Raw genomic sequence first — 12,511 nt, 5'->3', positions numbered from 1 at the left:
GGGGGTCCGGGCGTCCGGGTGAGCGGTGCATCGGGGGTGACGGGGTATCCGAGGCAGTACGGTGATACCCGTCCATTCCGAGGAGGTTCGCCCCATGCACGCGTTGAAGCATTGGTTCGACCGCAGTCTGCTCGCACAATCAGTGTTCGTCCTGGTGCTCGGCGTGGGTATCGCGGCCCTGTTCCATCGGGGCGACAATCCGGTCTCGTGGGTCGTCCAGGGTGTGTTCTACGGGGCTGTCGTCATGGGGACACTCGCCTTCCAGCGTCGTAGGGCCGCCCGCGCCGCCGGTACGGACGCACAGGGCGTGACCGAGCTGCACCGCAAGATCCGGCACCGTGAGGTGCCGGAGGAGCCCGAGGAGCGGGCGGCCATGAGACGCCTGGTGGCCGAGCAGTTGGGCACGATGGAGCGCGCGGGTCGCTGGCTGCCCTACTCCCTCGGTTTCCTGGGCCTGATCGCGGTCGGTCTGGTCGTGCTCGGGGTGGTCGGCGGTTCACTGACCTTTCCGCTGATCTTCGCCGTGGCCTTGATCGGCTTCTGCTACTGGTGTTTCTGGATGCGCCGCCGCTCCCTGGGTCTCTATCACCACATGCGGGCAGAGCTGCAGGGTCACACCTGACGTGGCCGGGCGGTCCGCCAACCGTCCGTGGCCACTGGTCCGGACCCCGCCGCCGGCCCCTTGCACTCCCCCGCACACCGCGACCGTGCCCGCTCCCCGAGTCCTCGGGGAGCGGGCACGGTCGCGGTGTGCGGTCAGACCTTCGTCGGGCTCTTCACGGGCGGCGGACCGGTCACCGGTCCCGGAGCGGGCGTGTGTCGGGTGGCGGGGCCTCCTTCGCTGAGGCCGATCCGTCCGTGGAGCTTCCGCAGGAAACCGGGTGCGTACCAGGCCGAGCGGCCGAGCACCCGCATCGCGGCGGGCACGAGGATGCCGCGTACGGCGACCGCGTCGATGAGAATGGCCAGCCCGCTGCCCAGGCCGAACATCTGCATGAAGCTGAGCTCCGCCGTACCGAACGCGAAGAAGCTGACGGCGAGCAGGCAGGCGGCCGCGGTGACGATGCGTCCGGTGTGGCCCAGGCCGTTGGTGACGGCGGACTCGTTGTCCTCTCCCTGATCGTGGAGTTCCTTGATGCGGCTGGTGACGAACACCTCGTAGTCCATCGAGAGTCCGAAGGCGATGCAGAACATCAGCACGGTCATGGACACCTCCATGGGCTGCGCGGTGAAGCCCAGCACGGAGGAGAGGTTGCCGTCCTGGAAGATCCAGGTCATCACGCCGAGGGTCGCGCCCAGGCTGATCAGGTTCAGGAGCAGGGCGCGGAGGGGCTGCACGACGCTGCCGGTGAACAGGAACAGCAGGAGGAAGGTGGTGACCGCGACCAGGCCGACGGCGAGCGGGAGCCGGCTGCCGATGGAGGACTTGGAGTCGACGAGCTGGGCATCGACTCCGCCGACCAGGGGGTGTGTGCCGGCCGGCGCGGTGACTGCTCGGACCTGTCCGACCAGGCTCTCGGCCGCCGCCGATTTCGGTGCCGGCGAGCTCACCACGTTGATCCGTTGCGCGTCGGCGCGGCTCAGGGCGCTGTTGCCCCTGCCGTTCGGTGCGGACTGCCCGTCGGCGTAGGTTCCCGTGCTGGTCTCGACCCGGACGACGCCGTTGAGCCCGGACAGGGCCATCGCGTACGAGTCCAGCGGGGCCTTGCCCACGGAGTTGCCGATCACGACGTGGAGGGCGGCGTCGTCGCTGCCGTCGAACTTCTCCCGGAGTTCCGCCGACACCTGGCGGCTCTGGGCGTTGTCGGGCAGCACGCGTTCGTCGGGGGTACCGAAGGTGATGCCGAGGAGCGGGCTCGCCGCCACCAGCAGGACCGCGAGCACGGGAAGCGCGGTGAGCGCGGGACGCCGCATGACGGTGCCGGCCAGCCGTCCCCACAGGGGTGCCCGGGTGGCGGGGCGCTTCGCCTTCGCCCATGGCATCCGCCCGCTGTTGACCCGGTGCCCCAGCACGACGAACAGCGCCGGCATGACGAACAGGGTGCTGACGGCCGCGATGACGACGACGCCGACCCCCGCGTAGCCGAACGAGCGCAGGAAGTACTGCGGGAACACCAGGAGCGCCGCGAGTGCGGCCGCCACGGTCGCCGCGGAGAACGCGACCGTGCGGCCCGCCGTGCTCACCGTCCGCCGGACGGCGTCCTCCACGCCCGCCCCGGTGGCGAGTTGCTCCCGGAAGCGGTTGACCATGAGGAGGGCGTAGTCGATGCCGAGGCCGAGGCCCAGTGCCGTGGTCAGGTTGACCGCGAAGACGGAGACGTCGGTGACGCTGCCCAGGAGATACAGCTCCGCGAACGTGCCCGCGATGGCGATGACTCCGATCGCCAGCGGCAGCAGCGCCGCGACCAGGCTGCCGAAGACGAGGAGGAGCAGAACGAGGGTCAGCGGTACGGCGATGGACTCGGCGAGGACGAGATCCTTCCCCGACTGCGTACCCATCTCACTGGTGACGGCCGCGCCGCCGCCGAACCGGACGGTGAGTGAGTCCTCGTACTGACCGCTGTAGGCGTCGATGACGCTGTCGGCGTTCTCGCCCCGCTCGGTTTCGTCGTCGCCCTTCACATGGGCGAGGACCATCGCTTCCCGGCCGTCCTCGGAGCGGAGTTCGGGGGCGGTCGTGTCCCAGTACGAGACCACGTTCTCCAGATGCTGTTCCTTCTTGAGGTCGGCCACCAGGCTCCGGCCGCGCTGTTCGGCGGCCGGAGCGTCGACGCGGCCGTCGGACGCACGGACCAGCAGCACGAGGTTCGTCTCCCCGCCGAACTTCTCGTCGATGACCTTCGCCGCCCGGGTGGACGGGGAGGCCGGGTCGTCGTATCCGCCGCCCAGCAACTTGCCGAACGCGCCGGCGCCCAGGGCGCCCATGAGGGCCAAGGCCACTACGGCGACGACGAGTACCAGCCGTGACCTGCGTATCGCCAGTTCGGCTATGCGTTCAAACACGCCCGTTCTCCTTCGGTGTCCATACGGTGAAATGCGACGCGAGACGGCCGGGCCGGCCTGGGGGAAGGTGCGGTGATGATCCGCAGCCCTTCTCCAACTCGGCAGGAGCGGCAGCGGTGTTGCCCTCTTCGTCGCCGTGAGTGACGTTAGTGGGGCACCAAGAAATTTGGCAGTGTTAGATTTTCCTGGCATCTCGCACTCACCGGATGGTCCACAGCGGCGGCGGTTTCACGGTCGCCCCATGCCCGTAGAGGAATCCGCAATGACCCAGCCCTCCCTGCGCGAGCGACGCCGGACCGCGGCCACCCAGGAGATCGTGGACGCCGCCGAACGCCACATCGCCGAACACGGGCCCGCGGCCCTGTCCCTGCGGGCCGTCGCCCGGAGCCTGGGGATGACCGTGCAGGCGCTGTACCACTACTTCCCGAGCCGGGACGCCCTCGTCACGGTCCTCGTCACCAAGGCGTACGACGACCTGGCCGACGCCGTGCAGGCCGCCGTCGACAACCCGGCGGAGGGCCCGCCCCTGCCCCGCCTGGTGATCGCGGCCGAGGGCTACCGGAACTGGGCGACCTCCCACCCCGAACGCTTCCAACTCCTGTACGGAACACCCCTGCGGGGCTACGCGGCCCCCGCCGACGGCCCCACCACCCAGGCGATGCGCCGGATGAGCGCGATCTTCGAGCACGAGATGTTCGGCGGGTTCACCCAGGAGCAGCTCGCCGCGGCCGAGACCTCCGCGCTCTCACCGGCGCTGCGCACCTACCTGGAGCAGCTGCCGCACTACGGTCTCGGGCATCTCCCGCCCGCCGCGACCGCACTCCTGCTGAGCTCGTGGGGACACCTGCACGGCCTCGTCGTGCTGGAGGTGTTCGGGCACAGTTCCTTCCTCGGTGAACACCAGGGCGAGATGTTCCGCGGGGCGATCCAGAACCTGCTGGACGATGTGAACCGCCGCATCCCCGCACCCGCGAGCCACGCCTGACGCGGACGGGAGGACCTGACCGGCGCTCATGATCCGGAAGGGGCCCGGCGGATCCGTAAGGGCATCCGACGCCGCGTCGAGCGGATGTCGGTGGCCGCCCGATGCTGTCGGCCCGCTGTCGGCGGCCTGTCGGCGGGACATTGCACCGTTCCAGGGACGGCCGCCGCAGACGATCGGGCGGCCCCCGACCCGGAGGAGCGATCATGCACACCCCCGTCACCATCATCGGAGCCGGCCTCGGCGGACTCACGCTGGCCCGCGTCCTGCACCTCCACGGCATCCTGGTCACGGTCCACGAGGCCGAGGCCTCCGCGTCGGCGCGCGCGCAGGGCGGGATGCTCGACATCCACGACTACAACGGGCAGCGCGCGCTGGAGGCGGCCGGGCTGCTGGACGAGTTCCGTGCCGTCGTCATCGAGGGCCGCCAGGCGATGCGGCTGGTCGAACAGGACGGGACCGTGCTGCACGAGATGGCCGACGACGGCACGGGCGGACGCCCCGAGGTACAGCGCGCCGATCTGCGACGGCTCCTGCTCGACTCGCTTCCGGCCGGCACCGTCCGCTGGGGGCGGAAGGTCAGCGGGGCCCGCGCCCTCGGCGACGGCCGTCATGAGGTGACGTTCACCGACGGCGGCACGGAAGCGACGAGCCTGCTGGTCGGTGCGGACGGGGCCTGGTCGCGCGTGCGGCCGCTGGTCTCCGCCTCCGCGCCCACGTACGTCGGCACCTCGTTCGTCGAGACGTACCTGTTCGACGCCGACACCCGCCACCCGGGCTCCGCCGCGCTGGTGGGCGGGGGTTCGATGCTCGCGCCCGCACCCGGCAGGGAGATCGTCGCCCACCGGGAGAGCGGTGACACCCTGCACGTCTACACGGCGCTGTCCAAGCCGCTGGACTGGTTCGCCGCCATCGACTTCAGCGACGCCGGCGCAGCAGCCGCACGGATCGCGCGGGAGTTCGACGGCTGGGCACCCGAGCTCACAGCTCTGCTCACGGACGCCGACACCGCACCCGTGCTGCGCCCCCACCACACCCTGCCGGCCGGCCACCGGTGGGACCGGGTGCCGGGGGTCACCCTGCTCGGTGACGCCGCCCACCTCACGGCACCGAACGGCGAGGGCGCCAATCTGGCCATGCTGGACGGCGCCGAACTCGGCAGGGCCCTCGCCGCGTCTCCCGACGACGTCGAGGCCGCGCTCGCCGCGTACGAAGAGGCCATGTTCGCGCGCGGCGCCGAGCCCGTCACCTTCGACGGCGCCGAGATCCATGGCATCGACTCCGAGAAGAACACGGCCCGGACGATGCTCGAGATGATCACGCAACAGGGCTGATGGGCGAAGCCCCTCGCGGCACACGGCCCATGACCATCGGCACGCGCTGACACCGGGACCATCGGCACGCGCTGACACCGGCCGGAGCCGATCGGCCCACACCCGCCCGCGTCCGCCCGGACCGGCCTGCACCGATGGGCGGATTACCCGCCTATCGGATGATTGATCGCAACCCATTCAGGGAAGGCGACTCCCATGATCGTCGATCTGTCAGGAAAAACGGCCCTCGTCACCGGCTCCACGCAAGGAATCGGTGCGGCGATCGCCGCCGGGCTCGCGGCAGCAGGGGCCCGTGTCGCGATCAACGGCCGCAGCGCCGGCTCCGTGGCAGCCGCCATCGAGCACCTGCGGGCGCAGCATCCGGAGGCGGAGTTCGTCGCCGCACCGGGCGACATCGCCACCGACGAGGGCGCCCGGGAGGTGCGGGACGCGCTGCCGCACGCCGACATCCTCGTCAACAACCTCGGTATCTTCGGTGCCAAGCCGGCGCTGGAGATCAGCGACGACGAGTGGCGCCGCTACTTCGAGGTGAACGTGCTGGCCTCGATCCGCATGACGCGGGAGTACCTGCCGGGCATGACGGAGAACGGCTGGGGCCGTGTGCAGTACATCGCCAGCGACTCGGCGGTCGTGGTCCCGGCCGAGATGATCCACTACGGCATGTCCAAGACGGCGCTGCTGGCCGTGTCCCGCGGCTTCGCGAAGGAGGCGGCGGGTACGGGGGTCACGGTCAACTCCGTCATCGCCGGGCCGACGCACACCGGCGGTGTCGAGGACTTCGTCTACCAGCTGGTCGACAAGGATCTGCCGTGGGACGAGGCCCAGCGCGAGTTCATGCGCGTGCACCGGCCGCAATCCCTGATCCAGCGTCTCATCGAGCCGGAGGAGATCGCCCACATGGTGGTCTACCTGGCTTCCTCGTTCGCCTCCGCGACCACGGGTGGCGCGCTGCGGGTGGACGGCGGCTACGTGGACTCGATCCTTCCCTGAGCCCACCCCGCGGCACGCGGGGCCCCGCAGCGGACGGGTATCGCCGGTCTCGGTCCGGCGCGCCACGGACCTGCGGAAACGCGATCGGGGGCGGCAGAGGCCGCCCCCGGTTGCGTCTGCGCGCCCTCAGGTCTGCGGACGGCTTCCGTGGTTTGCGCCGTTCTTGCGGCGGGCCTTCTTCTTGCGACGTCGCTTCGAGGACATCAAACCCTCCTTACTCTGCATCTTTGGATCATTATCTACCGGTTTGTCGCCTGTGGCGATCACAGGTCCCTTACCCACTCACACAACGACAAACTCTCGGCGGAGACACCCACGGGCGGTCCGCGTCACCGCCCCGTGACAGTCCCGGCACCCCGGCCTCGCCATGCCCGGAGCAGAGGGGTATTTGCGGCAGCGGGGCCCGATGAGCCTTTCTCATTCCCGTGCTCGGCGGTCTCTGTGGGAGCGATCAGGTCCGGTCGACGGCCGTCGTACGGGGGACAGCCGACGGGACTGGATACTGGCCCTCAACGCCGGCACGCATGAGGAGCACGACCGATGAGCAGCGACAACCGCATAGGACCGCCCAGCGTTGGCAGCGAACGCGACATGCTGCGGGCGTTCCTCGACTACCACCGCGCGACCCTCGCCATGAAGTGCGAAGGGCTCACCGACGAGGAGCTGCGGCAGCAGTCGGTGCCGCCGTCCACGCTTTCGCTGCTCGGTCTGGTGCGGCACATGGCGGAAGTGGAGCGTGCTTGGTTCCGCCGGGTGTTCGAGGACAACGAGGCGCCCATGGTCTGGTCCGACAAGATCGACTTCCAGGCAGCGTACGACGCGAGTGCGTCGACCAGGGCCGAGGCGTTCGCGGCCTGGGATGCCGAGGTGGAGAACTCGCGCCGTATCGAACGGGAGGCCGAGTCCCTGGACCAGGCCGGGCATCAGCCACGATGGGACGAGGAGGTGTCGCTGCGGATGGTGATGGTGCACGTGCTTCTGGAGTACGGCCGCCATAACGGGCACGCGGACCTGCTCCGCGAAGGTGTCGACGGGACCGTGGGCGCCTGACTCCGCCGGAGCCCTCGATCCCCGCATGCTGATCCGTTCCGGACAATCGCCTGCGGGGGTTGGCTCAGCCCGCAGGGCGGCGTCCTGGCGCTGACGGCCGCGATCCGGCGCAACGACCGTGCCGGGCAGACCGCTCTGCGCTCACTCACCGGATACGGCATTTGACCCTTTGGAATCGGTCATCCATGCGTCGGGGTGCGCCGGCAGGGCGAGCCACTGCGACCAGGAGATCTCGCGGCCGAGGAGGCGCGGCCGCTCGAACGGCCAGTCGGCGGCGATCCACCGCGGCACCAGCGCGTCGAGGGCCTGCTCGACCTCGCCGCCCACCAGATCGTCCACCACCCACCAGGCGACTTCGCCGTCCGCGCCGGACTTCTCCGGTGGGTCGATGTAGACGCAGCCGAGGAGTGCCGTCTCCCCCTCGTCGAACAGCGCGTAGTTGAAGGACTGGTGGGCGGCTATCTCCTTCTCGTGCCGCAACAGGTCGGCCCGGTCGGCCTCGTAGGTCATGGTGGCGGCGGGCCAGCCCCAGGCCGGACCGAAGATGGTCCACAGCCGCTCGCGCGAGCCCATCACGGCGCGATAGTCGTGCGGCGCATCCGCCTCCCGGATCGGCCGCAGGTGATGGCCCCCGCCCGGCAGCGGTACCAGGACAGGGTGGACGAAGTCATCGGGAAGCCAGCTCATGGCGCCCGACCGTAACACCGTGCGGGCATGTGCTCCCGCGGCCGGGGCTCCGGCTCCGGCTCCGGCTGATCCGGCACTGCCGCCACTTGTGTGAGTTGGCACCGGGCGCCGTGTGAGGCGAGCTGTTGTCGGGAACCTTGGTGCGGTGAAAAGTGAAATCACCGTGCAGGTCGACGGAATCACGCGTCAGCTGACCGTCGACACGCGTACGACGCTGCTCGATGCCCTCCGCGAGCGGTTGGGGGTGACGAGCCCCAAGAAGGGGTGCGATCACGGACAGTGCGGCGCGTGCACGGTGCTGGCCGGCGGGCAGCGTGTGCTGAGCTGCCTCACTCTGGCGGTCACGCAGGACGGTGCCGAGGTCGTTACCGCCGAGGGGCTCGCTGCCGGTGATCAGCACGCCGAGGGGGGTCTGCATCCTGTGCAGCAGGCCTTCATCGACTGCGACGCCTTCCAGTGCGGCTACTGCACACCGGGCCAGGTCGTCTCCGCGGTCGGAATGCTCGACGAGTTCGCGCGGGGCTGGCCGAGCGCCGTCACCGGCGGCACAGAGGCCCCGGCGCTCGACCGTGCGGAGGTGGCCGAGCGGATGAGCGGCAACCTGTGCCGCTGCGCCGCCTACGTCAACATCGTGCCCGCCATTCAGCAAGCCGCCGCCGCTGCGTCCGGCGTCCAGCGGGCGGCCGGCATGGAGGTATCCGGGTGAAGCCGTTCGACTACCAGCACCCCACCGACGCGGCCGCCGCCGTGCGCAGTGTCGCGGGGGTCCCCGGCGCCGTGTTCCTCGGTGGTGGCACGAATCTGGTGGACCACCTCAAGCTGGGCCTCGTCGAACCCGATCTGGTCGTCGGTGTCACCGATCTCCTGCCCGCCGGGATCGAGGAGCTCGGCGGGGGCGGGCTCAGGATCGGCGCGGGTGTCAGCAACAGCGAACTCGCAGCGGATCCGCGGGTGCGCGAGTGGTTCCCCGTGCTGTCACAAGCCCTGCTGTCGGGCGCCTCGGGGCAGTTGCGCAATATGGCCACCACCGGCGGCAACCCGTTGCAACGCACCCGGTGCGTCTATTTCCAGGACGTCACGACACCGTGCAACAAGCGGGAGCCCGGCACGGGCTGCTCGGCGATCGGGGGCTGGACCCGCAACCACGCGATCCTCGGCGCCTCCGAGCACTGCATCGCGGTCCATCCGTCCGACATGGCCGTGGCGATGTCCGCGCTCGACGCACAGGTGCGCGTGCTCGGCCCCGGTGGCGAGCGCACCATCCCCTTCGTCGACCTGCACCGGCTGCCGGCCGACACCCCGGAGCGCGACACGGTGCTCGAACACGGCGAACTCATCACCGCGATCGACCTGCCCGCACAGTCCATCGCCCGCCGATCGGCCTATCGCAAGGTACGGGACCGTGCCTCCTACGCGTTCGCCCTGGTCAGCGTCGCTGCGGCGCTCGAGGTCCAGGACGGCGTGATCACTGACGCGCGCATCGCGTTCGGTGGCGTGGCGCACGCGCCGTGGCGCGCGTACCGGGCCGAGGAGACGCTGCGGGGCGCCGCGGCCTCGGAGGAGAGTTACCGTGCCGCCGCGGACGCCGAACTCGTCGGTGCCCGGCCCGCCGAAGGCCTGGACGGCGGGAACGCGTTCAAGATCCCCCTGCTGCGCCGCACCCTCGCGGCAACCCTGCGTGACCTGGCCCGAGAGGACGCCTGATGACCTTCCTGAGCGAGCCGGTCGCCATCGGCAGTGACCTGCCGCGCCGGGACGGCGCGGTCAAGGTCCTGGGCACCGCCACCTATGCGTACGAGACGCCCCTGGAGAACGTCGCCTACCTGCATCCCGTCCAGGCGACGATCGCCCGGGGGCGCGTCTCGGGGCTGGACACCTCCGCGGCCGTAGCGCTCGACGGTGTGCTCGCGGTGCTCACGCCCGACACCGCTGAGCGCCTGGCTTCCACGGAGGACCGAGAGCTGGCGGCCCTGCAGGACGAGGCGGTCGACTTCCGCGGCCAGGTCATCGCCCTGGTCGTCGCCGACAGCTCCGAGGTGGCCCGGTATGCCGCCGCACTCGTCCGGCCGGCCTACGCGCAGGAGGAGCACGACGCCGAACTGCGGGCCGACCACGAGGCTCTGTACGCGCCCGAGCGGGTGAACCCGGACTTCCCCACCGACACCGCGGAGGGTGACGTCGCGGCAGCCATGGCGGCCGCGGAGGTGACGGTCGAGCAGACCTACACCACCGCGATGTACCACAACAACCCGATGGAACCCCACGCCACGACAGCCCTCTGGGACCCGGCAGGCGAGGGCTTCCTGACGCTGTGGGACTCCACCCAGGGCGTCCATCCCGCGCGTGCCACCCTGGCGTCCGTGTTCGGCCTCGACGAGGCACGGATCCGGGTCGTCTGCCCGTACGTCGGTGGCGGGTTCGGGTCCAAGGGCGAGCCGCACGTCAATGTGGTCCTCGCCGCGATGGCCGCGCGCGCAGTCCCCGGCCGGCCCGTACGACTGGCGCTGACCCGTCAGCAGATGTTCTCCCTCGCCGGTTACCGCACACCCACCATCCAGCGGTGCGCTCTCGGCGCCGGCCGCGACGGCAAGCTGACCGCCCTCTCGATCGACGTGGTCGAACAGACTTCGCGGATCAAGGAGTTCGCCGAGCAGACCGGTGTGCCCTCCCGGATGATGTACGCGGTGGCGAACCGGCGGACCACGCACAGGCTCGCTGCCCTGGATGTCCCGGTGCCGTCCTGGATGCGCGCCCCCGGCGAGTGTCCCGGCATGTTCGGGCCCGAGGTGGCGATGGACGAGCTGGCGGAGCGCCTGGGGATGGACCCGGTCGAGCTGCGGATCCGCAACGAGCCCGACGTCGAGCCCGGTTCGGGCAAGCCGTTCTCCAGCCGCGACCTTGTCGGCTGCCTGCGGGAGGGCGCGGCGCGGTTCGGCTGGGCGGAGCGTGATGCGCGGCCCGGCGTGCGGCGCAGCGGTGACTGGCTGGTCGGCACGGGCGTCGCGTCCTCCACCTACCCGGTGCACCGTATGCCGCGGTCGACGGCGACGATCCGGCGGGAAGGCGACCGCTATGTCGCCGAGATCGGCGCGGCCGACCTCGGCACCGGCGCATGGACCACGCTGGCGCAGATCGCCGCGGACGCGCTCGGCGTACCGGTCGATGCGGTGGAGGTACGGATCGGTGACACCGACTACCCGATGGCGACGGTGGCCGGGGGTTCCTCGGGGACGGCGACGTGGGGCTCGGCCGTGGTCGAGGCCGCACGCGCCTTCCGTGACAGGTTCGGGACCGAGCCGCCGGACGGGGCCGAGGCGTCCGGTGACGTCGGCCCGCTCGACGACCGCTACGCGATGCACGCCTTCGGCGCGCAGTTCGCCGAGGCGCACGTCCACGTGGACACGGGCGAGGTGCGGGTGCCGCGCCTGCTCGGCGTGTTCGCCGCCGGCCGGATCATCAACCCGCGCACGGCACGGTCCCAGTTCATCGGCGGGATGACGATGGGGCTGTCCATGGCCCTGCACGAGAACAGCGTGCTCGACCCCCGCACCGGCCATGTCGTCAACCACGACTTCGCGGGCTACCACATCGCGGCCAACGCGGATGTCGACGAGGTCGAGGCCCACTGGCTCGACGAGCACGACCCCCACGTCAACGCCATGGGGTCGAAGGGCATCGGAGAGATCGGCATCGTCGGCACGGCCGCCGCGGTGTCGAACGCGGTGTGGCACGCCTGCGGTGTGCGCGTACGAGACCTGCCGATCACTCTGGACAAGGTCCTGCACGCACTGGAGGACCGGCCCGAGCGGTGAGCACCGGGCGACAGCCGGTATTGCGGCTCTGCTGGAAAATCGTTCAAGCCCCGAGGCTGCCCGCCATGGCCGCCCTGTCCCACCTTCTCGGGCAACGGGTGGAATGGACTTCAGGCGGCCTCGTGCGTGCTGTGCGAGGCCTTCTCGACGGTGTCAGCAAGCCGGGCGAGCATGCTGCGGTGGCGCAGTTGGATCAGCGCGTCCACGGCTGTGTTGTGAAGCTTCCCCGCGGGCCCGCGCAGCGGGTGTTCGTCAATGGTCACCAGGGCGTTCTCGCCCCAGGGACGGACTTCCAGAGCGATCCGGGCGGTGCCGAGCCACCCGCTGTCGACTTCCAGTTCCAGCACTCCGGGTGTCTCGCAACGCCGAACGACCGTTCTTCCAGCCACCGACCACGGTCCGAACCGAATCGTGTACCTGATGCTGGAGCCGACCTGCGGCCACTCTCCGTCCGCGGGACGCGACCGCGAGGTCCCCACCACCCAGTCGCCGTACCGCGTGCCGTCGGCCAGGACGGCCCAGACTTCCCCGGCGGGACTTTCGATCAATCGATGTCGTACGGCCATCGGTCCTCCACGTTATCGTCGGATGCACCGGGCCCCGCGCCGGCCCCTTCCGGCGTACGCATTCATTCACCCGAGCAGGGGTGAACC

11 protein-coding genes are annotated in these 12,511 nt (G+C 70.5%); 8 read left to right on the top strand and 3 right to left on the bottom strand.

Annotated elements, in window-relative coordinates; translation table 11 throughout:
• Positions 1-94: 94 nt before the first annotated feature.
• Positions 95-622, top strand: a complete 528-nt coding sequence (locus OG521_38255; GenBank protein WUW26301.1) for a hypothetical protein — start codon at positions 95-97, stop codon at positions 620-622.
• A 134-nt stretch (positions 623-756) separates the two neighbouring features.
• Here OG521_38255 and OG521_38250 read toward each other — a convergent pair whose 3' ends face one another.
• Positions 757-3,003: an MMPL family transporter gene (locus tag OG521_38250; protein ID WUW26300.1), complete on the bottom strand. Its 2,247-nt coding sequence runs from the start codon at positions 3,001-3,003 to the stop codon at positions 757-759.
• Between the two features lie 262 nt (positions 3,004-3,265).
• Between OG521_38250 and OG521_38245 the strand changes: the two genes are divergently transcribed.
• From OG521_38245 to OG521_38230, 4 genes are all read left to right on the top strand, one after another.
• Positions 3,266-3,988, top strand: coding sequence for a TetR/AcrR family transcriptional regulator (locus tag OG521_38245; GenBank protein ID WUW26299.1), 723 nt, complete (start codon positions 3,266-3,268; stop codon positions 3,986-3,988).
• A gap of 203 nt (positions 3,989-4,191) precedes the next feature.
• The gene (locus OG521_38240; protein WUW26298.1) at positions 4,192-5,319 is read left to right on the top strand and encodes an FAD-dependent monooxygenase; all 1,128 of its coding nucleotides are present in this window, start codon (positions 4,192-4,194) and stop codon (positions 5,317-5,319) included.
• Positions 5,320-5,514: 195 nt separating this feature from the next.
• Positions 5,515-6,309: an SDR family oxidoreductase gene (locus OG521_38235; GenBank protein ID WUW26297.1), complete on the top strand. Its 795-nt coding sequence runs from the start codon at positions 5,515-5,517 to the stop codon at positions 6,307-6,309.
• Between the two features lie 540 nt (positions 6,310-6,849).
• Positions 6,850-7,359 carry a DinB family protein gene (locus OG521_38230; protein ID WUW26296.1) on the top strand — a complete coding sequence of 170 codons (510 nt, stop codon included), beginning with the start codon at positions 6,850-6,852 and terminating at the stop codon, positions 7,357-7,359.
• 141 nt (positions 7,360-7,500) lie between these two features.
• Here OG521_38230 and OG521_38225 read toward each other — a convergent pair whose 3' ends face one another.
• Positions 7,501-8,046: a GNAT family N-acetyltransferase gene (locus OG521_38225; GenBank protein WUW26295.1), complete on the bottom strand. Its 546-nt coding sequence runs from the start codon at positions 8,044-8,046 to the stop codon at positions 7,501-7,503.
• A gap of 145 nt (positions 8,047-8,191) precedes the next feature.
• Between OG521_38225 and OG521_38220 the strand changes: the two genes are divergently transcribed.
• The 3 genes from OG521_38220 to OG521_38210 are packed head-to-tail and all read left to right on the top strand — an operon-like array spanning position 8,192 to position 11,858.
• The gene (locus OG521_38220; protein WUW26294.1) at positions 8,192-8,752 is read left to right on the top strand and encodes a 2Fe-2S iron-sulfur cluster-binding protein; all 561 of its coding nucleotides are present in this window, start codon (positions 8,192-8,194) and stop codon (positions 8,750-8,752) included.
• Positions 8,749-9,750: a xanthine dehydrogenase family protein subunit M gene (locus tag OG521_38215; GenBank protein ID WUW26293.1), complete on the top strand. Its 1,002-nt coding sequence runs from the start codon at positions 8,749-8,751 to the stop codon at positions 9,748-9,750. The genes OG521_38220 and OG521_38215 overlap by 4 nt, the downstream gene beginning before the upstream one ends.
• Positions 9,750-11,858 (top strand): xanthine dehydrogenase family protein molybdopterin-binding subunit, encoded by a 2,109-nt coding sequence (locus OG521_38210; protein ID WUW26292.1) that lies wholly within the window; start codon positions 9,750-9,752, stop codon positions 11,856-11,858. The genes OG521_38215 and OG521_38210 overlap by 1 nt, the downstream gene beginning before the upstream one ends.
• Before the next feature lie 110 nt (positions 11,859-11,968).
• Here OG521_38210 and OG521_38205 read toward each other — a convergent pair whose 3' ends face one another.
• Positions 11,969-12,424 (bottom strand): SRPBCC family protein, encoded by a 456-nt coding sequence (locus tag OG521_38205; GenBank protein ID WUW26291.1) that lies wholly within the window; start codon positions 12,422-12,424, stop codon positions 11,969-11,971.
• Positions 12,425-12,511: the final 87 nt, after the last annotated feature.

Origin of the sequence: Streptomyces sp. NBC_01463 (genome assembly GCA_036227345.1) — a bacterium.
Taxonomy (GTDB): domain Bacteria; phylum Actinomycetota; class Actinomycetes; order Streptomycetales; family Streptomycetaceae; genus Streptomyces.
The sequence above is the reverse complement of the archived record's forward strand: the minus strand, read 5'-3'. Positions and strand labels throughout refer to the sequence as shown.